This is a genomic window from Pseudomonas sp. LBUM1644, from assembly GCF_059716195.1.
The window spans coordinates 4,327,317-4,347,687 of record NZ_CP166812.1; the positions used below are offsets into that span (position 1 = coordinate 4,327,317).

22 protein-coding genes and 4 tRNA genes are annotated in these 20,371 nt (G+C 57.3%); 8 read left to right on the top strand and 18 right to left on the bottom strand.

Annotated elements, in window-relative coordinates; genetic code table 11:
• Positions 1–59 precede the first annotated feature (59 nt).
• The 8 genes from lon to ACA052_RS19700 form a co-directional block, all read right to left on the bottom strand.
• Complete coding sequence (gene lon, locus ACA052_RS19665; RefSeq protein ID WP_497646393.1) at positions 60–2,456, bottom strand: endopeptidase La; 2,397 nt, start codon at positions 2,454–2,456, stop codon at positions 60–62.
• 249 nt (positions 2,457–2,705) lie between these two features.
• Complete coding sequence (clpX, locus tag ACA052_RS19670; RefSeq protein ID WP_007946893.1) at positions 2,706–3,989, bottom strand: ATP-dependent Clp protease ATP-binding subunit ClpX; 1,284 nt, start codon at positions 3,987–3,989, stop codon at positions 2,706–2,708.
• Positions 3,990–4,102: 113 nt separating this feature from the next.
• Positions 4,103–4,738: an ATP-dependent Clp endopeptidase proteolytic subunit ClpP gene (gene clpP / locus ACA052_RS19675; RefSeq protein WP_095167796.1), complete on the bottom strand. Its 636-nt coding sequence runs from the start codon at positions 4,736–4,738 to the stop codon at positions 4,103–4,105.
• Positions 4,739–4,831: 93 nt separating this feature from the next.
• A complete protein-coding gene (gene tig, locus ACA052_RS19680) occupies positions 4,832–6,142 on the bottom strand; it encodes a trigger factor (RefSeq protein WP_497646394.1) in 1,311 nt (436 codons plus the stop codon).
• 402 nt (positions 6,143–6,544) lie between these two features.
• A tRNA-His gene (locus ACA052_RS19685) sits at positions 6,545–6,620 on the bottom strand.
• 78 nt (positions 6,621–6,698) lie between these two features.
• A tRNA-Leu gene (locus ACA052_RS19690) sits at positions 6,699–6,783 on the bottom strand.
• 57 nt (positions 6,784–6,840) lie between these two features.
• Positions 6,841–6,916: transfer RNA gene (locus ACA052_RS19695), tRNA-His, on the bottom strand.
• Between the two features lie 32 nt (positions 6,917–6,948).
• Positions 6,949–7,025: transfer RNA gene (locus tag ACA052_RS19700), tRNA-Arg, on the bottom strand.
• Between the two features lie 275 nt (positions 7,026–7,300).
• On the opposite strand from ACA052_RS19700, the gene folD reads away from it, so the two are divergent.
• The gene (folD, locus tag ACA052_RS19705) at positions 7,301–8,155 is read left to right on the top strand and encodes a bifunctional methylenetetrahydrofolate dehydrogenase/methenyltetrahydrofolate cyclohydrolase FolD (RefSeq protein ID WP_462024359.1); all 855 of its coding nucleotides are present in this window, start codon (positions 7,301–7,303) and stop codon (positions 8,153–8,155) included.
• A 227-nt stretch (positions 8,156–8,382) separates the two neighbouring features.
• Positions 8,383–9,321: a D-alanyl-D-alanine endopeptidase gene (gene pbpG, locus ACA052_RS19710; RefSeq protein WP_497646395.1), complete on the top strand. Its 939-nt coding sequence runs from the start codon at positions 8,383–8,385 to the stop codon at positions 9,319–9,321.
• 101 nt (positions 9,322–9,422) lie between these two features.
• Here pbpG and ACA052_RS19715 read toward each other — a convergent pair whose 3' ends face one another.
• From ACA052_RS19715 to ACA052_RS19725, 3 genes are all read right to left on the bottom strand, one after another.
• Positions 9,423–9,638, bottom strand: coding sequence for a hypothetical protein (locus ACA052_RS19715; protein ID WP_497646396.1), 216 nt, complete (start codon positions 9,636–9,638; stop codon positions 9,423–9,425).
• Positions 9,639–9,655: 17 nt separating this feature from the next.
• A complete protein-coding gene (locus ACA052_RS19720; RefSeq protein WP_497646397.1) occupies positions 9,656–9,862 on the bottom strand; it encodes a DUF6021 family protein in 207 nt (68 codons plus the stop codon).
• 93 nt (positions 9,863–9,955) lie between these two features.
• Positions 9,956–10,684: a peptidase C39 family protein gene (locus ACA052_RS19725; protein ID WP_497646398.1), complete on the bottom strand. Its 729-nt coding sequence runs from the start codon at positions 10,682–10,684 to the stop codon at positions 9,956–9,958.
• Positions 10,685–10,854: 170 nt separating this feature from the next.
• Between ACA052_RS19725 and ACA052_RS19730 the strand changes: the two genes are divergently transcribed.
• A complete protein-coding gene (locus tag ACA052_RS19730) occupies positions 10,855–11,016 on the top strand; it encodes a hypothetical protein (protein WP_497646399.1) in 162 nt (53 codons plus the stop codon).
• A 146-nt stretch (positions 11,017–11,162) separates the two neighbouring features.
• On the opposite strand, the gene ACA052_RS19735 is transcribed toward ACA052_RS19730, so the two are convergent.
• Positions 11,163–11,912, bottom strand: a complete 750-nt coding sequence (locus ACA052_RS19735; RefSeq protein WP_497646400.1) for a TerC family protein — start codon at positions 11,910–11,912, stop codon at positions 11,163–11,165.
• A gap of 28 nt (positions 11,913–11,940) precedes the next feature.
• Positions 11,941–12,183, bottom strand: coding sequence for a hypothetical protein (locus ACA052_RS19740; protein WP_497646401.1), 243 nt, complete (start codon positions 12,181–12,183; stop codon positions 11,941–11,943).
• Positions 12,184–12,471: 288 nt separating this feature from the next.
• Here ACA052_RS19740 and nhaR point away from each other — a divergent pair, with 288 nt between their 5' ends.
• Positions 12,472–13,371: a transcriptional activator NhaR gene (gene nhaR, locus ACA052_RS19745; protein ID WP_497646402.1), complete on the top strand. Its 900-nt coding sequence runs from the start codon at positions 12,472–12,474 to the stop codon at positions 13,369–13,371.
• 6 nt (positions 13,372–13,377) lie between these two features.
• Here nhaR and ACA052_RS19750 read toward each other — a convergent pair whose 3' ends face one another.
• Together ACA052_RS19750 and ACA052_RS19755 are read right to left on the bottom strand one after the other, a co-directional pair.
• Positions 13,378–14,532, bottom strand: coding sequence for an MFS transporter (locus ACA052_RS19750; RefSeq protein ID WP_497646403.1), 1,155 nt, complete (start codon positions 14,530–14,532; stop codon positions 13,378–13,380).
• Between the two features lie 265 nt (positions 14,533–14,797).
• Positions 14,798–15,307, bottom strand: a complete 510-nt coding sequence (locus tag ACA052_RS19755) for a DUF1993 domain-containing protein (RefSeq protein WP_497646404.1) — start codon at positions 15,305–15,307, stop codon at positions 14,798–14,800.
• A 349-nt stretch (positions 15,308–15,656) separates the two neighbouring features.
• Here ACA052_RS19755 and ACA052_RS19760 point away from each other — a divergent pair, with 349 nt between their 5' ends.
• On the top strand, positions 15,657–16,298 hold the full coding sequence (locus ACA052_RS19760) for a YceH family protein (RefSeq protein WP_497646405.1): 642 nt from the start codon (positions 15,657–15,659) through the stop codon (positions 16,296–16,298).
• A gap of 181 nt (positions 16,299–16,479) precedes the next feature.
• On the opposite strand, the gene ACA052_RS19765 is transcribed toward ACA052_RS19760, so the two are convergent.
• Both ACA052_RS19765 and ACA052_RS19770 read right to left on the bottom strand, forming a co-directional pair.
• Complete coding sequence (locus tag ACA052_RS19765; RefSeq protein WP_497646406.1) at positions 16,480–16,998, bottom strand: cupin domain-containing protein; 519 nt, start codon at positions 16,996–16,998, stop codon at positions 16,480–16,482.
• Positions 16,999–17,045: 47 nt separating this feature from the next.
• A complete protein-coding gene (locus ACA052_RS19770; RefSeq protein WP_497646407.1) occupies positions 17,046–17,864 on the bottom strand; it encodes a shikimate 5-dehydrogenase in 819 nt (272 codons plus the stop codon).
• A 245-nt stretch (positions 17,865–18,109) separates the two neighbouring features.
• On the opposite strand from ACA052_RS19770, the gene ACA052_RS19775 reads away from it, so the two are divergent.
• The 3 genes from ACA052_RS19775 (at position 18,110) to ACA052_RS19785 (ending at position 19,209) form a co-directional block, all read left to right on the top strand.
• Positions 18,110–18,484, top strand: a complete 375-nt coding sequence (locus ACA052_RS19775; RefSeq protein ID WP_497646408.1) for a hypothetical protein — start codon at positions 18,110–18,112, stop codon at positions 18,482–18,484.
• Between the two features lie 235 nt (positions 18,485–18,719).
• Complete coding sequence (locus tag ACA052_RS19780; protein WP_497646409.1) at positions 18,720–18,914, top strand: hypothetical protein; 195 nt, start codon at positions 18,720–18,722, stop codon at positions 18,912–18,914.
• Positions 18,915–19,026: 112 nt separating this feature from the next.
• The gene (locus tag ACA052_RS19785; RefSeq protein ID WP_497646410.1) at positions 19,027–19,209 is read left to right on the top strand and encodes a hypothetical protein; all 183 of its coding nucleotides are present in this window, start codon (positions 19,027–19,029) and stop codon (positions 19,207–19,209) included.
• Here ACA052_RS19785 and ACA052_RS19790 read toward each other — a convergent pair.
• Positions 19,206–20,267 (bottom strand): AI-2E family transporter, encoded by a 1,062-nt coding sequence (locus ACA052_RS19790; protein WP_497646411.1) that lies wholly within the window; start codon positions 20,265–20,267, stop codon positions 19,206–19,208. The genes ACA052_RS19785 and ACA052_RS19790 overlap by 4 nt on opposite strands.
• Between the last annotated feature and the right edge of the window lie 104 nt (positions 20,268–20,371).

The window sequence follows — 20,371 nt, forward strand, 5'->3', positions numbered from 1 at the left end:
GCCGCTTTATAACAAGGGCTCTAAAAAGCTGTCAAGGAAGCCCCTCAGGCAAATGCGTACTAATGCGTGCTAATTCTTTCCTTAGAGTCAGACTCGCGTTTTTCATCCTTTGCAACGATCTCCGGAACCACATCCGGCAAGGGCTCCGGCGCGTATTGCAGCGCAATTTGCAGGACCTCGTCAATCCATTTAACCGGTTTAATCTGTAGATCTTGCTTGATATTGTCAGGAATTTCCTTCAGATCGCGTACGTTCTCTTCAGGAATGATCACCGTCTTGATACCGCCACGATGAGCCGCGAGCAGTTTTTCCTTAAGACCGCCAATCGCCAGTACCTGACCACGCAGGGTGATTTCGCCGGTCATGGCGACGTCCGCGCGCACCGGAATCCCGGTCAATGCCGATACCAGCGCCGTGCACATGCCTACACCAGCGCTAGGGCCGTCCTTCGGGGTCGCCCCTTCCGGCATGTGGATATGCGTGTCGCGCTTCTCGTGGAAGTCCAAGGGGATCCCCAGGCTTTTCGCGCGGCTGCGGACAACGGTCAAGGCTGCGGTGATCGATTCGACCATCACGTCACCCAGCGAACCGGTCTTGATCAGTTGGCCTTTACCCGGCACGACAGCGGCTTCGATGGTCAGCAATTCGCCACCCACTTGAGTCCATGCCAGGCCGGTCACCTGACCGATCTGATCTTGCGATTCGGCCAGGCCGTAACGGAATTTACGCACGCCCAGGAAGTGCTCCAGCATGTCGGCCGTGACCTTCACCGAGAAGCGTTTTTCCAGTGCATGTTCTTTGACCGTCTTGCGGCAAACCTTGGCAATCTGGCGCTCCAGCCCACGCACACCGGCTTCGCGGGTGTAGTAGCGGATGATATCGCGGATGGCTTCAGCTTCGAATTCCAGCTCGCCTTTCTTCAAGCCATTGGCAGTAATCTGCTTCGGCGAAAGGTATTTGACCGCGATGTTGATCTTCTCGTCTTCGGTGTACCCCGGCAGACGAATCACTTCCATCCGGTCGAGCAGCGCCGGCGGAATGTTCATGGAGTTCGAGGTGCAAAGGAACATCACATCGGACAGGTCGTAGTCGACTTCCAGATAGTGATCGTTGAAGTTGTGGTTCTGCTCGGGGTCGAGTACTTCCAGCAACGCTGACGCCGGATCGCCACGCATGTCGCTGCCCATTTTGTCGATTTCGTCGAGCAGGAACAGCGGGTTGCGAACGCCCACCTTTGTCATCTTTTGAATCAATCTTCCTGGCATCGAACCGATGTAAGTCCGGCGATGACCACGAATTTCCGCCTCATCACGCACACCGCCAAGGGCCATGCGCACGAATTTGCGGTTTGTAGCGTGAGCAATCGACTCCGCCAGAGAGGTTTTACCCACCCCAGGAGGACCGACCAGGCACAACACCGGACCACGAATTTTCTTCACGCGTTTTTGCACGGCGAGGTATTCGAGGATCCGCTCTTTGACTTCTTCCAGACCGTAGTGGTCGGCGTCGAGAATGTCTTCGGCGCGGGCCAGGTCCAGACGCACCTTGCTTTGGGCCTTCCACGGCACCTGAACCAGCCAGTCGATGTACGAACGCACCACGGTCGCTTCCGCGGACATTGGCGACATCTGCTTGAGCTTGTTCAGTTCACCCTGGGCTTTGGCCAGCGCGTCTTTCGGCAGACCGGCGGCATCGATGCGCTTTTTCAGCTCTTCGATTTCGTTATGGCCTTCGTCGCTGTCGCCGAGCTCCTTCTGAATGGCCTTCATCTGCTCATTCAGGTAGTACTCGCGCTGGCTGCGCTCCATTTGTTTTTTGACGCGACCGCGAATGCGTTTTTCGACTTGCAGCAGATCGATCTCTGCATCCAGCAACGCCAGAACGTGCTCGACCCGGGCCGACAAATCGATGATTTCGAGGATTTCCTGCTTCTGCTCGATCTTCAGGGCCATGTGCGCGGCCATGGTGTCGACCAGGCGGCCTGGCTCGTCGATGCTGTTGAGCGACGACAGGACTTCAGCGGGGACTTTCTTGCCCAGCTGCACATATTGTTCGAACTGAGCCAGCAGGCTGCGGACAAACACTTCCGACTCGCGCTCAGGCGCGTCGACTTCGTCAATCAATGAGACTTCGGCACGGCAGTGACCGTCCACTTCGCTGAAGCGCTCCACGGCGCCCCGCTGCTCACCTTCGACCAACACCTTGACCGTGCCATCAGGCAGCTTGAGCAGCTGCAGAACGGTCGCAATAGTACCTACGCGATAGAGTGCATCTTCACCGGGATCGTCGTCAGCAGGGTTTCGCTGAGCCAGCAGAAGGATCTGCTTGTCGCCCGTCATCGCGGCCTCGAGGGCTTCGATGGATTTCTCGCGCCCCACGAACAGCGGGATAACCATGTGCGGATAAACCACAACATCACGCAATGGCAGGAGAGGCAATTCGATGGTTGTCTTCATGATTTCGCCTCTACGGCGGCCATAAGGCCGTAAACAGATGGAAGTAAGCTTGAAACCAAGATGGGGGCTGGTTTGGAAAAAAACAAGCGGATAAAGGAACGACTTAAAAGATCGCTGCTTACGGCAGCGCCTGTGGGATCAGGATACATCGAAAAAATCAGCTGGATGCCATGCCGCATCGCGAGCAAGCTCGCTCCCACAATAGCAAAGGGGCCCGAAGGCCCCTTCTTTATTCCAGCTGCGTGACGCTTAAGCGTCTGGCGCGGCCTTGGCAGCCGGCTCACTGTTTTCGTAGATATACAGTGGCTTGGACTTGCCTTCTATAACGCTTTCATCGATCACTACTTTACTCACCTCGGATTGCGAGGGGATTTCATACATAGTGTCGAGCAATACACCTTCGAGAATCGAACGCAGTCCACGGGCACCGGTCTTGCGTTCCAGGGCACGTTTGGCGACCGATTTCAGAGCGTCGGCCCGGAATTCCAGGTCCACACCTTCCATCTCGAACAGCTTGGCGTACTGTTTGGTCAGGGCATTTTTCGGCTCGGTAAGGATCTGCATCAATGCAGCCTCATCAAGCTCGTCCAGCGTGGCAAGTACTGGCAGACGACCGACGAATTCCGGGATCAGACCGAACTTGACCAGATCGTCAGGCTCGACTTCACGCAGGGATTCACCGACTTTCTTGCCTTCTTCCTTGCTGCGCACTTCCGCGTTGAAACCGATGCCACCTTTGGTGGACCGATTCTGAATGACTTTCTCCAGACCGGAGAACGCACCGCCGCAGATGAACAGGATGTTACGGGTGTCGACCTGAAGGAATTCCTGCTGCGGATGCTTGCGACCACCTTGAGGCGGAACGGAAGCGACCGTGCCTTCGATCAACTTGAGCAGGGCCTGCTGCACGCCTTCGCCGGAAACGTCCCGGGTGATCGACGGGTTGTCAGACTTGCGCGAGATCTTGTCGATCTCATCGATGTAGACAATGCCCATCTGGGCTTTTTCCACGTCGTAGTCGCACTTCTGCAGCAACTTCTGAATGATGTTCTCGACATCTTCACCTACGTAACCCGCCTCGGTGAGGGTGGTTGCGTCGGCGATGGTGAACGGAACGTTCAGCAAGCGGGCCAGTGTTTCGGCAAGCAGGGTTTTACCCGAGCCTGTCGGGCCGATCAGCAAGATGTTGCTCTTGCCGAGTTCGACGTCGTCATTCTTTTTGTCACGCTGATTCAGGCGCTTGTAGTGGTTGTACACCGCTACGGCCAAAACCTTTTTCGCACGTTCCTGACCAATTACGTACTGATCAAGGATGCCGCTGATTTCTTTAGGCGAAGGCAATTTATGCGCGCTGCTTTCGGCCTGGGCTTCCTGCACCTCCTCACGGATGATGTCATTGCACAGGTCGACGCACTCGTCGCAGATAAAGACCGAGGGGCCGGCAATCAATTTGCGCACTTCATGCTGGCTTTTGCCACAGAAGGAGCAATAGAGCAGCTTGCCGTTGTCCTCGCCGTTGCGGGTGTCAGTCATTCGTTCGATCCAAATCCGATAGGCTTGCAACACAAGATGAAGGCTATTGCGGGCTTTTTCAAGCCCGCCGGTGATCAGAGCAGCCGACCAAGCCTATTTTGAGCCGCTTATTTTTAAGCTGGGCGCTGGGCGATCACTTCATCGATCAACCCGTATTCACGCGCAGCTTCCGCACTCATGAAGTTATCGCGGTTGGTGTCGCGCTCGATTTCTTCAAGCGTGTGCCCGCTGTGCTTGGCCATCAGCGTGTTGAGACGCTCACGAATGAAGAGGATTTCCTTGGCATGGATTTCGATATCCGACGCCTGGCCTTGGAAACCGCCCAATGGCTGGTGAATCATCACGCGCGAGTTCGGCAGGCAGTAGCGCTTGCCGGCGGCACCGGCCGTCAGAAGAAACGCGCCCATGCTGCATGCTTGACCGATACAGGTGGTCGATACGTTTGGCTTGATGAACTGCATGGTGTCGTAAATCGACATGCCCGCTGTTACCGAACCGCCCGGGGAGTTGATATAGAGATGGATGTCCTTGTCCGGGTTTTCCGCTTCAAGGAACAGCAGTTGCGCACAGATCAGGTTGGCCATGTAGTCCTCTACCGGACCAACCAGAAAGATCACTCGTTCCTTGAGAAGGCGCGAGTAGATGTCATAGGCGCGCTCGCCACGAGCAGACTGCTCGACAACCATCGGGACCAGGCCGCCTGCGGCCTGGATATCAGAGTTCTGCTGAATATACGAATTACGGAACATGCTCTGCAGTCACTCCCAAATAGTTATGTCTTGAATACGCATAAGCCAGCACGAAGGCTGGCTTATGGTGTGTACTTCTTAGCGCAAAAACGATCAGTCGGCTTGTGGAGCTTCTACCGGCTTGACTGCTTCTTCGTAAGAGACCGATTTGTCGGTCACGTTAGCCTTCTGCAGAACAGTATCCACAACTTGTTCTTCCAGCACAACCGAACGGACTTCGTTCAGTTGCTGGTCGTTCTTGTAGTACCAGGACACAACCTGCTCAGGCTCTTGGTAGGCCGAAGCCATTTCCTGAATCATTTCGCGAACACGGGCTTCGTCAGGCTTGAGGTCGAATTGCTTGACCACTTCAGCCACGATCAGACCCAGTACAACGCGGCGCTTGGCTTGCTCTTCGAACAGCTCGGCCGGCAGTTGGTCAGGCTTGATGTTGCCACCGAACTGCTGAACAGCCTGCACGCGCAGACGGTCAACTTCGTTGGACAGCAGAGCCTTAGGCACTTCGATCGGGTTGGTGGCCAGCAGACCGTCCATTACCTGATTCTTGACCTTGGATTTGATCGCCTGACGCAGTTCGCGCTCCATGTTCTTGCGAACTTCGGTGCGGAAGCCTTCCAGACCCGTTTCCTTGATGCCGAATTGAGCGAAGAATTCTTCGTTCAGTTCTGGCAGTTTTGGCTCGGAAACAGTGTTCACAGTCACAGTGAACTCAGCGGCCTTGCCTGCCAGGTCGAGGTTCTGATAGTCCTCTGGGAAGGTCAGGTTCAGAACGCGCTCTTCGCCAGCTTTAGCGCCAACCAGACCGTCTTCGAAGCCAGGGATCATGCGGCCGGAACCCAGGACCAGCTGAGTACCTTTGGCGGAGCCGCCAGCGAACACTTCACCGTCGACCTTGCCGACGAAATCGATGTTCAGCTGGTCTTCATTTTGAGCGGCGCGATCGGCCACTTCGAAACGGGTGTTCTGCTTGCGCAGGACGTCCAGCATCTTGTCCAGATCGGCGTCAGCCACGTCAGCGCTCAGGCGCTCGACAGCGATACCTTCGAAACCGGCAACGGTGAACTCAGGGAACACTTCGAAAATAGCGACGTATTCCAGGTCTTTGCCAGCTTCCAGGGATTTCGGCTCGATCGATGGAGCGCCAGCCGGGTTCAGCTTCTGCTCGACAACAGCTTCGTAGAACGAAGACTGGATCACGTCGCCTACAGCTTCCTGGCGAGCATCAGCACCAAAACGGCGCTTGATTTCGCTCATTGGCACTTTGCCTGGACGGAAGCCAGCGATCTTGGCCTTTTGGGCAGTCTGCTGCAGACGCTTGTTGACCTGAGTCTCGATGCGCTCAGCCGGCACGGTGATGCTCATGCGGCGCTCAAGAGCAGAAGTATTTTCAACAGAAACTTGCATGGATATTCCTCGTTGCACAGACGTTGGCCGGCCGTTTCCGACCCCAGAATCAAGGGCATGCATTCTAGTAGGTCAAACTCAAGAAGTCACCCTACTGAAAACGGGTAAAAACGCAGCAGGCAATTTATAGGGGCGAATGCACGAATGCATCTCGCCCCGGTGGCGAATACAGCCAATCTTGCCAGGGCTCTGCGCCAACCCTTCTATATATAGAAGCGGTTGCCAACCAACCCCCTGGCAGCCGGTCTTGCGAGCAAGGCCGGCGGGCAGTGCGGCATCATCGAGAAACATAAATACGACGAAACGCCCCGCCCCTGCGACCCAGAACCTGCAGCCGCCAAACACTCAAACCACTGAAACAAAAAAGGCGCCAGACTGTTAAATCTGGCGCCTTTCGGAATATGGGGTGGACGATGGGGATCGAACCCACGACAACGGGAGTCACAATCCCGTGCTCTACCAACTGAGCTACGCCCACCATATTGCGTAACAAAGAAGCTAAACAACTTCTTTGTTGAACCCCAACCAGGCCAACCGGCATGAGTGAAGCTTTATTTGGTGCGGATGAAGAGACTCGAACTCTTACGCCTCGCGGCGCTGGAACCTAAATCCAGTGTGTCTACCAATTCCACCACATCCGCGGATTGAAGCTGTTAAAGCAAAGGCGCCAGACAGTTAGTCTGGCGCCTTTCGAAATATGGGGTGGACGAAGGGGATCGAACCCTCGACAACGGGAGTCACAATCCCGTGCTCTACCAACTGAGCTACGCCCACCATATCGCGCTACTTGTGCCAAAGCTGCCTAATGGCGCACCCGGCAGGACTCGAACCTGCGACCATCCGCTTAGAAGGCGGATGCTCTATCCAGCTGAGCTACGGGCGCCTTATTAATCTGTACTCTTGGAGGACTACAAACTAAGTGCTTTTCAGTCTCGTAGAACCGTAATCCCACTCGACCTTCTTAACCAGTGCTAGGCTGTGCCCGACAAGTGCGACGAATAGTATAGACCGCCCCAAAGGGCGTCAAATCCTTTTTAAAAAAAATTCATTTAATTAAAGGGGTTAGCGGAATTTGCGGACCAAGCGCCTTTGCCCTCACCTCGTGACATGCGAGAATGCGTTCTCTTTTTTTCCCCTCTCGATGGTTAATCACGCGCAATGACTGCACAACTAATCGACGGCAAATCGATCGCCGCCAGCCTGCGCCAGCAGATCGCCAAACGCGTCACCGAGCGTCGCCAGCAAGGCCTGCGCACGCCCGGTCTCGCGGTGATCCTGGTCGGCAGCGATCCCGCCTCTCAGGTTTATGTCTCGCACAAGCGTAAAGACTGTGAAGAGGTCGGCTTCCTTTCCCAAGCCTACGACCTGCCTTCCGAAACCACTCAAGAAGCGCTGACCGATCTGATCGATCGACTGAACGACGACCCGGCAATCGACGGCGTTCTGCTCCAGCTGCCTTTACCTGAACACCTGGACGCCTCCAAATTGCTGGAACGCATCCGTCCGGACAAAGACGTCGACGGCTTCCATCCTTATAACGTCGGCCGCCTGGCCCAGCGTATTCCGCTGCTGCGCCCCTGCACCCCCAAAGGCATCATGACGTTGCTGGAAAGCACCGGTGCAGACCTCTACGGAATGGACGCCGTGGTGGTTGGTGCGTCGAACATTGTCGGTCGCCCCATGGCGATGGAATTGCTGCTGGCCGGTTGCACCGTGACCGTCACCCACCGCTTCACCAAGGACCTGGCCGGCCACGTCGGTCGCGCCGACCTGGTGGTGGTCGCCGCCGGCAAGCCGGGCCTGGTCAAGGGAGAGTGGATCAAGGAAGGCGCGATCGTGATCGACGTCGGCATCAATCGCCAGGAAGACGGCAAGCTGGTCGGTGACGTGATCTACGAAACCGCCCTGCCCCGGGCTGGCTGGATCACTCCAGTGCCGGGTGGCGTTGGCCCGATGACCCGCGCTTGCTTGCTGGAAAACACGCTGTACGCAGCGGAAACGCTGCACAGCTGAGACCTCGGCTACGAACAAAAAGACCCCGCCAATGGCGGGGTTCTTTTTGCCCGGAGAAGTAACACGACCATTCGCCGGAAACCTGCTGTTTTGTAGGGGTTTTCAAGGACTTTCACCTGTTCATTGAACAACTATCGACAGTTCTTCAGCCATACTCCTAGAATGCGTCGGTTTTTAAGAAACAGCCCGTTACAAACGGCTAATCCACACCTTATGAGTCTGCCAGCGTGAAAATTCGTCTTTCCATCCTGAGCCTGGTTTTTGCATTTACAGGGACGTTACTCACGCCAGCGGTCAATGCCGCTGATATCACCGCGGCACCACGCGACACGTCACAACTGAAGATCGCTTCCGGTAGTGCATTGCTGATGGACCTGCAGACCAACAAAGTCATCTATGCCAGCAACCCGGATGTGGTTGTGCCGATCGCTTCGGTCAGCAAACTGATGACGGCGCTGGTGGTGGTTGAAGCCAAACAGAACATGGATGAATACATCTCCATCAACATCAGCGACACGCCGGAAATGAAAGGTGTGTTTTCCCGAGTCAAACTCAACAGCGAAATGCCACGCCGGGAAATGTTGCTGATTGCGCTGATGTCCTCGGAAAACCGTGCCGCCGCCAGCCTGGCGCATCACTATCCGGGCGGCTATGTCGCATTCATTGCCGCCATGAACGCCAAGGCCAAGGCGTTGGGCATGACCAGCACCCATTACGTCGAACCGACCGGCCTTTCGCCGCGTAACGTATCGACGGCACGCGACTTGAGCAAATTGCTGGTTGCCGCTCACAAATACCCGATATTGACCGAGCTGAGCACCACCAAGGAAAAAACCGTTTCGTTCCGCAAGCCAAACTACAGCTTGGGTTTTCATAACACCGACCATTTGATCGGCAAGCCGAACTGGGACATCAAGCTGACGAAAACCGGTTTCACCAACGAAGCAGGCCACTGCCTGGTGCTGGTGACCAGCATGGGCAATCGCCCGGTGGCGCTGGTGATTCTCGATGCATTCGGCAAGTACACGCACTTTGCCGATGCCAGCCGTATTCGCAACTGGATCGAAACCGGCAAGGGCAGCACTGTGCCGGCAGTAGCCGTTCAGTACAAATCGGAAAAGAACCTGAAGCACCGCCAGAGCGGTGTAGTCGAAGCCTCGAAGTAACACCGTTGTAGGAGCTGCCGCAGGCTGCGATCTTTTGATCTTGTCTTTCAAAATCAAGATCAAAGGATCGCAGCCTGCGGCAGCTCCTACACATTGCCGTTTTAATCATTGGGCAGCGGCATCTGGTCGTCGTCCGGGATACCGTCACCGGCACTCGGATCACGGGTGCCATGGGGATGCTCCGTGGGTACGACCATCGGACGCGCCAACGGATCTCTCAACGGATCGTTCGGATCCATCACCGGATCAATGTCCTCTTGCGGCGTTGTTGGAACACTGTCCGGACGCTTGTCGTCAAAACTCGAATCGGTAGACATACGCACCTCACTGGGATCTAGGGTTTGAGATCGGCAAGCGGGTCGTAAGGCTTCGCTGGAGCCTTGCCCTCCTCGCCCGGTTTTACATCTCTGGGCGCCTTGGCAGGTCCGATGGGATCGACCTGAGGATCGGCGAGGTCCGGCGAATCGGGATCAAAGCCCAATTCATCGCCCGACGAATGTTCGGACGAGTGCGGACCGGAAGGTGAAGGGGAATGTGCCATGGGCGCCTCCTGGATACTGGCCCGGAAACATCCGGGCCTTATCCTTCAGAGGCCAACCGCGCCTGGCAGTGCCAGACAGATGACGAACGGAAGCTAGTGCGCAGTCAGTGCCTGCTTCGCACGGGCAGCGGCTTGCTCCTGGCCTGCCTGGGCAAGATCATTCGCGGCCTTGAGCCAGCGCTGTTGATCAACGTTCGCCGGGATCTGGTTCGGTTTCTGGATCAGCACCGCCCATCCGCCGGCATCCTTGAACGCCGATTCAAATGAACTGAAGCTCATCAGGTTCCGGCGATCCATACCGGAGCGCAGCAGCACGGTCTGCTTCTTGCGGTTGAAGCCCGCGAGAATGGCGTAACGAGGTTCAGCCCAGAACGCGGAACCTTCGGTATAGCGCACCATCACCGGAAAACCGGCCGCGACCTGGGTCAACAGCGCCGGCAGATTGCTGTCGAGGGGATACACCACCATGCCGTACTCGCGGGCGAGGTTCTGCATGTTCTGCGGCAATTGCGCTTCGGCGCCCGGCAAATGCAACGGCTTGTCGAGCAAACCCGGAGTAATCACCACGCCTTGCTGGGACAACATGCTGGCCAGCACTTGCGGGCCGCTTTGATTGGCCACGCCCCGATAGAACCGACCACTGAGTTCGACACGCTCCGGCAGGCGCTTGATTTCAGGCGCAACGCTCCCCGCGCAACCGGCCAGACCCGCTACACAGCCCGCTATCAGCGCCGCCGATAAAATACGAGAAATTACCCGCTCCATCATCACTCTCTTGTTAAGACGCCAGGCAATCGCGTTCCCGGCTTGGCTGTCGATCATAGGACGCGGCGCGGCGCCGGTATAGCCTTAACCGGTAGTTGGTTGCATTCAATAGAGCGAACTGATTAGTGATGGGCGACCTTTGGTCAATAGCCTGAAATATTGCAGCGACTAGACTGTCACTAGCACACAAGAGTGTGCGCCCGCAGCAGGGCAAAGAGGAGGCACTGATGAGCCTGACAATGACCATTTTGATGTTGATTTCCGGCTGGCTGGCCGTGGCCGCCGCCATGTTGTGGGGAGTCCTGCGAATTGCCCGCCGGCACCATCACCACCACGTTCAACCCGTAAAACCCGTAAAGGCACTCGGCCGTCACGCCAACGCCCACTGACCCCCGCACATAAAAACGCCTGAACGCAATCCTTGTAGGAGCTGCCGCAGGCTGCAATCTTTTGACTTTGATTCTTCAAGATCAAAAGATCGCAGCCTGCGGCAGCTCCTACAATGCGTTCAGGCGGTCGTTTCGTTTAACGCAGCTTACGCTTCAGCGGCGCTGCGCTTCTGCCTGGCCCGTCGCGACATCATGTTCAAGCCCTCGATCGTCGCCGAGAACGCCATGGCCGCATACACGTAGCCTTTCGGAACGTGGGCACCGAAGCCTTCGGCGATCAGCGTCATGCCGATCATGATCAGGAAGCCCAGGGCCAGCATCACCACCGTCGGGTTGTCGTTGATGAACTTGGCCAAAGGATCAGCCGCCAGCAACATCACCAGTACCGACACCACTACCGCGATGATCATGATCGGCAAATGTTCGGTCATGCCGACAGCGGTAATGATGCTGTCGATGGAAAACACCATGTCCAGCATCAGGATCTGACCGATAGCGGCGGCAAAGCCCAGGGTCACGGTCGACGTCTTCGAGGTTGGATCTTCCGGCGCCGGGTCCATGCTGTGATGGATTTCGGTGGTCGCCTTCCACAACAGGAACAGGCCACCGGCAATCAGGATCATGTCCTTCCACGAGAAGGTTTGGCCGAGGATGTCGAGCACCGGCTCAGTCAGCTGGACGATAAACGCAATGGTGCTCAACAGCGCCAGTCGCAGAATCAACGCCATGCCGATACCGATGCGCCGCGCCTTCTGCCGATGCTGCTCCGGCAGTTTGTTGGTCAGGATCGAAATGAAGATCAGGTTATCGATGCCGAGCACGATTTCCATGACGATCAACGTAGCCAGGGCGACCCAGGCGGTGGGACTTGCAGCAAGTTCTAAAAGGTATTCCATGGGTCAGTCCTGACTCGTTTTAGACGGTTTAGATTTCCTGGGACGAAGAGTCGGATTTATCCGCCTCTTTGGCCGTTTGTTCTTTCTTGCTGATCAGGCCGCCCGTGGCATCACTGATGGCTCGCTCGGCTGCCTTGTGGGTGTCGTCGATCGCCTGTTTAGCGGTTTCGGCAGCCTTGCCCATCAATTGCTGGGCACTTTTCTCGGCCTGGTCGCAACCGGCCAATACCAGTAAAGACGCAATCAACAGAACCGTGGCTTTAAGCTTCATGATGCTTCCTCTATAGAACAGACGGGGCCAAAAAGGCCTCCCGTCGATAGCGGGGCATTCTAGGGAGGTAAACACTTCAGGAAAATTCGTATTTTTACCGGTTATACTTCGGTTTTTACGAATCTAGACTCGAGTACAGGGTTTCACTGTAGGAGCTGCCGAGTGAAACGAGGCTGCGATCTTTTGATCTTGACCTTTAAAAACAACGTCAAAAGATCGCAGCCTCGTTTCACTCGGCAGCTCCTACAGGGGTATGAACGAGCGATGTGACCAGGGGGATTCACCAACATGTTGAATTATCGACAGCTTCATTACTTCTGGGTCGTGGCCAAGACCGGCAGCATCGTGCGCGCCTGTGAACAGCTGAACCTGACACCGCAAACCATCAGCGGGCAGATTTCACTCCTCGAACAAACCTATGGCATCGAACTGTTTCGCCGGGTCGGCCGGCAACTTGAACTCACTGAAGCCGGGCGCCAGGCCCTGCCCTACGCCGAGCAGATGTTTCAGCTAGGAGGCGAATTGGAGTTGATGCTGCGGGCGCAGCCCAATGAGCAACAGATTCTGTTTCGTGTCGGGGTTGCGGACGTGGTGCCAAAATCCATCGTCTATCGCTTGATCGCGCCGACCATGGAGCTGAGCGAGCCGCTGCGGATCAGCTGTCGCGAAGACAAACTGGAACGCCTGCTCGCTGACCTGGCCATCCAGCGCCTGGACCTGGTGATTTCCGATAGCCCGATGCCGTCGCACCTGGACATCAAGGGCTACAGCCAAAAACTCGGGGAATGCGGGATCAGCTTCTTTGCCACCGCTGAACTGGCCGCGCAATACGGCCAGGATTTCCCCCGCAGCCTGCACGGCGCACCACTGCTGATTCCCGGACCGGAAACCGTGGTGCGCAGTCGCTTGCAGCGCTGGTTTGCCGAGCAACAGATTCAGCCGCGAATTGTCGGCGAGTTCGACGACAGCGCGCTGATGCAGGCCTTCGGTCAATCCGGCAGCGGGATCTTCATCGGCCCGAGCGTGATTGCCGACGAAGTGAAACGCCAATACGGTGTAGCGCTGATCGGTCAGACTGACGCGGTGACCGAGTCGTTCTACGCCATTTCGGTGGAACGCAAGGTCAAGCATCCGGGCATTGTTGCGATTACCGAGGGTGCCCGACGCGAGCTGTTTACCGAGATCTAAGCACCTTCACGCGCAGATTTCGCGCGGCTTGAACGTCATCAATGCCATGGCCAGGAGGATCGACGCCAAGATGAAAGCCGCCGCCGCGAAACCCAGGCCCTGCAAGCCAACGGAGTCGATGACCCGGCCGCCCACCATGGCGCCAAGCCCGATCCCGAGGTTGGCCCCGGCGATGTTCAGTGACGCGGCAAAGGCCGGCGCTTCAGGCGCGGCTTTCATCAAGCGCACATGACTGACCAGGAACAACGCCGCCTGAGTCACGCCCCAGATGCCCATCGCCGCCGCAAGGCCAAAGGGCGAATGAATGTTCGGCACCAGCGCCACCAGGCCGGCAATCAGGAACGCGCAAAACATCATCGAGGCGATCAGCGGATGACGATCCACCGCACGACCACCCAATGAGTTGCCAATCAGCCCGACCGCACCAAAGCCCATCAGGCACCAGCCGACCACCGTGCCGTTAAAACCGGCCAGGCGTTCAAGAATGTCTGCCAGGTAGGTATAGGCGGTGAACATGCCGCTGAAGACGACAATCGACAGCAGCACATGGCCGAGCATCAGCGGGCTGCGCAGGATCTTGAACTGCGAGCGGAAGCTCACTTGATGCTGGTGCAGATCGGTTTTCGGCAAGTAGATAAACAGCAGCAAGGCCTTGGCAAACGCGATGACCGCCAGAATCCCGAAAGCGCTGCGCCAGCCGAATGCATCAGAAATCAATGTGCCCACCGGAATGCCGAACACCGTGGCGCAGACAATCCCGAATCCGATCTTGGCCACGGCGCGTCCGGCGTAGTCCGGCCCGACAATGTTCACCGCTGTCTCACTGGCCAGCGCCCAGAACACCGTCAGCCCCAGTGCCGGGACCAGCCGGGCAATGGCCATTACCCAGATGTTCGGCGCCAGCGCCGCCAGGGTGTTTGCCAGACCGAACATGATCAGCACCGAGACGAACAGCTTTCGCCGTTCAAACCTGGCGAAATAAGCGGTCAGGAACGGCCCGAAGGCGGCGACGGTGAACGCGAACAAGGTCACCAGCAAACCCGCCTGGGGAATGCTGACTTCAAGGTCTCGAGCGATGGCCGGCAGCAGGCCGACGATGATGAATTCCGTGGTCAACACCGTGAAACCGGCGGCGGACAACAGAAGGATGGGCAACAGCATGCAAAACTCCAGAAAACGACAACACCAGCGATAGCCCGAGGGCCCACTGGCAGTACATGAAAATGAGGAGGGCAAATCTTAACAGAGTGTTTCCAATCAGGGTGAGGAGGAAAGAAAAGATCAAAAGATCGCAGCCTTCGGCAGCTCCTACATTGGAACACGTACACCCTGTAGGAGCTGCCGAAGGCTGCGATCTTTTGATCTTTGCCCCAAAAAAAACCCGCCAAGGCGCGAACCTTGGCGGGCTTTTTTGTACTTGGGCGGTTTAGAACGCGCCCATGTAATCGCGCTTGCCCACTTCCACACCGTTGTGGCGCAGCAAAGCGTAAGCGGTGGTGACGTGGAAGAAGAACTGCGGCAGGCCATAGCTCAGCAGGTAAGCCTGACCGGTGAAGCGTTTCTCTTTCGGCGTGCCCTGGCGGGTGATGATCTCGATGCCTTCCTTGCCGTTGATCTGCTCAGGCTTGATCTCGCCGATGAAGGCCAGAACCTTGGCGATCAACGCTTGCAGCTCAGCGAAGGTGGTTTCGCTGTCTTCATACTTCGGCAGTTCGATCTCGGCCAGACGTGCAGAAACGCCTTTGCTGAAATCAACGGCGATCTGTACCTGACGCACCAGCGGGAACATGTCCGGGTACAGACGGGCCTGCAGGAACGCGTTCGGGTCGATGTTCTTGGCGGTCGCGTGGGCTTCGGCCTTGTTCAATACGTCACTCAGGGCGGTAAGCAGTTGTTTGAAAACCGGAACGGAAGCGTCGTAGAGGAAAATGGTCATGGCAGTCTCATGTAGTGACAGGAGGGAAACGTCGGCCGATTATAGCCATGCTCGCCCCTCCTGCGACGGGTCTTTTCTGCCATAGACCTTGGCCGCCGGTACGGCCTGGGACATCAATCGGGTGACGGCCTCGCCCATTTCGCCAACCGCCCAACGGCCCTGGCGGTCCAGCTGCGGGCCGCGGCGCCAGCCGTCGGCAATCGACAGCCGCCCTCCACCTCGAACAGTCCGAACGAGCGATGCGGCAGAGAATGCAGACCTGCACGCTGGGAAAGCTCGACTAACCTCCCTCTACGAGGTCTTATTAGCCGAGATCATCAAAACCACCGTTAGCGAGGTTCCAGACACTGTGAGCACTGAGCAAGAGACGACCGTTGACGAGCCGCGACTTAACAGCACCGAAATTCGCATTCTGGGTTCGTTGATCGAGAAACAGGCCACCAGCCCGGAAACCTATCCGCTGACCCTCAATGCGATGGTCATTGCCTGCAATCAGAAAACCAGCCGCGAACCGGTGATGAACCTGACCCAGGGTCAGGTCGGCCAGAGCTTGCGCGCCCTTGAAGGTCGCGGTTTCACCAAGCTGGTGATGGGCAGCCGCGCGGATCGTTGGGAACATAAGGTCGACAAGGCGCTGGAACTGGTCCCGGCGCAGGTGATTCTGACCGGGCTGTTGTTTTTGCGTGGCCCGCAGACCGTGAACGAACTGCTGACCCGTAGCGGACGCATGCACGAGTTTGAAGATGCCGAGCAGGTCGTGCATCAACTGGAACGCTTGATCGCTCGCGGGCTGGCCTTGCTGATACCGCGTCAGGCGGGCCAGCGGGAAGACCGGTATATGCACGCCTTGGGTGACCCGGCGGATATCGAAGTAATCCTCGCGGCACGGCAAAATCCGGTGGAGCGCGGTGGCGGTGTTTCGGTCGAGCGAATCGAAGAGCTCGAGGCACGAATCGCAGCGCTGGAAGAACGCTTGGCCCGCCTCGAATAACCAACCCGGTCCTGTAGCAGCTGCCGAGCCTGCGAGGCTGCGTCCGACTGTGAAGCAGTCGTAAACCCTGCACACTCGGTTCCCCTGAAACACCGCATCGCCTGAATCACGACTGCTTCGCAGCCGGACGCAGCCTCGCAGGCTCGGCAGCTGCTACAGGGTTTGGGCGATGTCAGGAATGTTATTCACCATCCCAGTAATCCACGCCGTCGGATTGCCGGGCGATGGCGACGAAGCCCGAGGCATTGCCCTCGGCATCGACCTTGAAGTCGTCCATCACCGCGTACTTGCCCGAGTCCGGGTATTCGCAAATCTCTGGCGACTGCTGGGTGCTGACCGCCAGATAGCGCAGTTCACCGTCGCTGGTGTTGATGATTTGATGCGCCGCCTCAGGGCCGCCCGGCGGGCAGGCAATCACGTCGCCCGCGCGGATGGGGAAACGCTCGGCCCCGAGACGAACCTCCCCTGCCCCGGCCACCACGTAAAACATCTCTTCGTTGACCCGATGGCTATGAAACGGACTGCCCCGCATGCCCGGCTCCAGCACATACAAGCGATACCCGAGCTTCTGCGCCCCCAATTGCTGACCGACGCGGGCCATCCGCTGTTGATAACGTCCTGCCGTGTTACCGGTGGGCGCCAAGGCTTCGGGCAGCGGTTCAAGGTCGACATGGTTCAGGTTGAGAATGGGCGGATGCATAAAAAACCTCCCTTGTAGGAGCTGCCGAAGGCTGCGATCTTTTGATCTTAACCGCGGGCAAATTCCACCGCTTTGTGAAACTGCTCATCCGTCGGCCGCACGCCGGTATACAACACAAACTGCTCCAACGCCTGGATCGCGATCACTTCCAGCCCGGTGATCACCCGCTTGCCTTCGGCACGACCACGCACGATCAGTGGTGTTTCCGAGGGGATCGCCACCACATCGAACACAGTTTCCGCAGATTCGATCGCTTCAGGGTCGAAGGCGAGCTGCTCGGCTTCCGGCCCGCCCGTCATGCCGATCGGCGTGACATTGATCAGCATTTGCGGCCGCTGGCTGCCCAGCTCCGCCTGCCATTGAAAGCCCAGTGATTCGGCCAACGCCCGCCCGGCCAGTTCGTTGCGGGCGACGATCAGGCCTTTTTTGTAGCCTCCATCGCGCAGGGCGCTGGCCACGGCCTTGGCCATGCCGCCGCTGCCGCGCAGGGCAAAGGTCGAGTCCTTCGGTACCTCATGAGTCTTGAGCAGTTGCTCGATGGCGATGTAATCGGTGTTGTAAGCCTTGAGGTGGCCATCGGTGTTGACGATGGTATTGATCGACTGAATGGCGGCAGCGGACGCGTCCAGTTCATCGACCAAGGCAATGCAGGCTTCCTTGAATGGCATCGAGACGCCGCAGCCACGAATCCCCAGGGCACGAATACCGCCGACAGCGCCGGTCAGGTCCTGGCTACTGAAGGCTTTATAGTAGAAATTCAGGCCCAGCTGTTCGTACAGATGATTGTGGAATCGCAGGCCAAAGTTCCCCGGGCGTCCCGAGAGGGACATGCACAACTGGGTGTCTTTGTTGGGGCTCATCTGCATGTGAATCTCCTTCAATTGCACTTTCGGATGGACGGGATTAGCCAACCCATCGAGTTCTGTTCGATCATATTGGCCTGTCTGCGCGAGTCATTACAGGTCGGTAAGGAAGCCGGTACAGACCTTACACAAAATTTACCTAACGACTGTGCTGATTTTCAGAAAAGCGCTGTCTTAGATGTATCCCCGCGACAATCCTTGGGTCTATTGCAGACGCAAGCGCCGGGGCGAAGAACCGAGGAATTATCATGATCCGTAAAATCCCCACAGTAGCTTTGCTGATCGGCGCCCTCGCTATCGCAGGGCAGGCGCAAGCCCATGGCGGTGGTGGTAACTATTGGCAAGGTCCAGCGGTGTTTGGTGCGATCGTTGGCTCGGCCATCGTCGGTTCGGCCCTGATAAACGCCAACCGGCCGGTTTATGTACAACAACCGGTTTACGCTCAACCACAACCGGTCTACGTGCAACAACCGCCACCACCGGTTTATTACCAGCCGGCGCCGGTGTATGTGCAACAACCGGTCTATTACGGCCCACCGCCGGTTTATTACGGACCGCCACGTGGTTACTACGGTCCACCCCGCGGTTACTACGGCCCTCCCCACGGTTATGGCCACTATTAACAGCCTCAAAAGGCCCCGCCTCACCAGCGGGGCTTTTTTGTGACCGTCCGTCGGCACAGGTCTGGATAAATTCCATCAAGGTCGCTGTCGGGACAGTGTCCAGGGTTCAACTTGGCAAGATTGAATCTACCGACCTTCCCCCGAAGCAGGGAAAACGGTCATATTTTTGTCATACCGGGTCCGCAAGCTTGGGCCCGTCCGCCAACAACAGGTTGATAAAAACAAGGACGACCTCATGCCAACGCAAAACCCGCACCGCAATGTCGGCTTGTGCACATCGAGCAAGGTGTACACCGCTTTGACCGAACTCAAGCACCTGGAAGGCCACCGCAGCGCCAAGTTTCTTTCGCTGCTGGCCGAGAACCTTGTGCGTAAAGGTCTGCTTAACGAGCAGGAAGTGGTTCATATGCTGGATCTGGTGGTCGACTGAGCGACAGGCGGTCGTCTGCCCTCACTGATATCAATGACCACTATCGAAAGCGTTGATTGTCCGAAAAACCGCGAGGTCCGTAAGGTAGCTCCATAGAGTGATGGAGGTACTTATGTCCCAGGTTCAAATCATGTCCGTTATCGGCAGCGCCGTTCCCGCCTCCCTCAGGGAACTGGGATTGCTCGCCTGCTGGTACCTGATGCAGGACGGCGAACCGATCAGCGGTCCGCTCACTTCGCTGCCGGCTGCCCAAGCGCTGTCGCAACGTATCGACGCCGGCAAACTCAGCGCCTAAGGCAGCTGAACCCGTGGTTTGGTCTCGATGAAAATCGCCCAGCTCGACATGAACAGCGCGGCAATCAACGGCCCGATGACAAAGCCGTTGAGGCCGAAAATCGCCAGGCCGCCGAGGGTAGAGATGAGGATCAAGTAGTCCGGCATCTTCGTGTCCTTGCCCACCAGGATCGGTCGCAGCACGTTATCCACCAGACCGATGACGAATACGCCGAACAACCCCAACACCACGCCTTGCCAGATGGCGCCAGTGAACAGGAAAAACGCTGCCACCGGCCCCCAGACGATCCCCGCCCCCACCGCTGGCAACAGCGACAGAAACGCCATCAGTACCGCCCAAAGCAACGCGCTCGGAATATCCAGAAACCAGAAAATCAAACCGCCCAACGCGCCTTGCGTAATGGCCACCACCAGGTTGCCCTTGACCGTGGCCCGCACCACGCGGTTGAACTTGAGCTGCAAACGGCGTTTCTGGTGATCCTCCAGCGGCACGGCGGCGCGAACTTTGCGCGCCAGCTCGGCACCGTCGCGTAAAAAGAAAAACAGCAGGTAGAGCATGATGAAAAACCCCACCACAAAATCGAATGTGCCCTGACCGAAACTGAAGGCTTGGGTGGCAATAAATTCATTGCCGGTCACCGCGCTCTTGATGATTTTCTCGCGCAGCCCGTTCAGTTCGCCGACCCCGGCGCGATCGAGCAAGTGCTGGAGGTACGCCGGCAGGCTGTGTTTGAAATGGGTCACATACCCGGCGATGTCCAGCTCACCGCTTTCGACACTCTTGTACAGCGTGGTCCCCTCTTGCACGAGCAGGATACTGAGGACGATCACCGGCAGAATGGCGATGACCAGGCAGACGCTCAACGTGAGCAGCGACGTCACGTTGCGTTGCCAGCCGAACTTCAGTTGCAGGCGACGCTGGAGCGGTGCGAAGAGAATGCCAAGGATCACCGCCCAGAACACCGCGCCGTAGAACGGCAGCAGAATCCAGATAAACGCAGCGGTGACCACCCCGAGCAGGATCACCAGCGATTTGTTGTGTACCGTCTGTTCGTTCATGTTCGATCCATGTCAGTCCGCAGGGGGCGCGTACTCTCGTACTCAAGAGCCGTCCTGATGCTTAGTCCGCCACGGTTCGCGCGAGTGCCATCCGTTTGTTCATC

Excerpts from the sequence above, each read along its gene's own strand:
- ACA052_RS19715 (WP_497646396.1), bottom strand. The coding sequence starts at position 9,638 with ATGTCTACCGATTCGAGTTTTGACGACAAGCGTCCGGACAGTGTTCCA.
- ACA052_RS19770 (WP_497646407.1), bottom strand. The coding sequence starts at position 17,864 with ATGCAGATGAGCCCCAACAAAGACACCCAGTTGTGCATGTCCCTCTCG.
- folD (WP_462024359.1), top strand. The coding sequence starts at position 7,301 with ATGACTGCACAACTAATCGACGGCAAATCGATCGCCGCCAGCCTGCGC.
- ACA052_RS19785 (WP_497646410.1), top strand. The coding sequence starts at position 19,027 with ATGTCCCAGGTTCAAATCATGTCCGTTATCGGCAGCGCCGTTCCCGCC.
- lon (WP_497646393.1), bottom strand. The coding sequence starts at position 2,456 with ATGAAGACAACCATCGAATTGCCTCTCCTGCCATTGCGTGATGTTGTG.
- ACA052_RS19780 (WP_497646409.1), top strand. The coding sequence starts at position 18,720 with ATGCCAACGCAAAACCCGCACCGCAATGTCGGCTTGTGCACATCGAGC.
- ACA052_RS19750 (WP_497646403.1), bottom strand. The coding sequence starts at position 14,532 with ATGCTGTTGCCCATCCTTCTGTTGTCCGCCGCCGGTTTCACGGTGTTG.
- clpX (WP_007946893.1), bottom strand. The coding sequence starts at position 3,989 with ATGACTGACACCCGCAACGGCGAGGACAACGGCAAGCTGCTCTATTGC.
- clpP (WP_095167796.1), bottom strand. The coding sequence starts at position 4,738 with ATGTTCCGTAATTCGTATATTCAGCAGAACTCTGATATCCAGGCCGCA.
- nhaR (WP_497646402.1), top strand. The coding sequence starts at position 12,472 with ATGTTGAATTATCGACAGCTTCATTACTTCTGGGTCGTGGCCAAGACC.
- ACA052_RS19775 (WP_497646408.1), top strand. The coding sequence starts at position 18,110 with ATGATCCGTAAAATCCCCACAGTAGCTTTGCTGATCGGCGCCCTCGCT.
- tig (WP_497646394.1), bottom strand. The coding sequence starts at position 6,142 with ATGCAAGTTTCTGTTGAAAATACTTCTGCTCTTGAGCGCCGCATGAGC.
- ACA052_RS19740 (WP_497646401.1), bottom strand. The coding sequence starts at position 12,183 with ATGAAGCTTAAAGCCACGGTTCTGTTGATTGCGTCTTTACTGGTATTG.
- ACA052_RS19720 (WP_497646397.1), bottom strand. The coding sequence starts at position 9,862 with ATGGCACATTCCCCTTCACCTTCCGGTCCGCACTCGTCCGAACATTCG.
- ACA052_RS19790 (WP_497646411.1), bottom strand. The coding sequence starts at position 20,267 with ATGAACGAACAGACGGTACACAACAAATCGCTGGTGATCCTGCTCGGG.
- ACA052_RS19725 (WP_497646398.1), bottom strand. The coding sequence starts at position 10,684 with ATGATCGACAGCCAAGCCGGGAACGCGATTGCCTGGCGTCTTAACAAG.
- ACA052_RS19755 (WP_497646404.1), bottom strand. The coding sequence starts at position 15,307 with ATGACCATTTTCCTCTACGACGCTTCCGTTCCGGTTTTCAAACAACTG.
- ACA052_RS19765 (WP_497646406.1), bottom strand. The coding sequence starts at position 16,998 with ATGCATCCGCCCATTCTCAACCTGAACCATGTCGACCTTGAACCGCTG.
- ACA052_RS19735 (WP_497646400.1), bottom strand. The coding sequence starts at position 11,912 with ATGGAATACCTTTTAGAACTTGCTGCAAGTCCCACCGCCTGGGTCGCC.
- ACA052_RS19730 (WP_497646399.1), top strand. The coding sequence starts at position 10,855 with ATGAGCCTGACAATGACCATTTTGATGTTGATTTCCGGCTGGCTGGCC.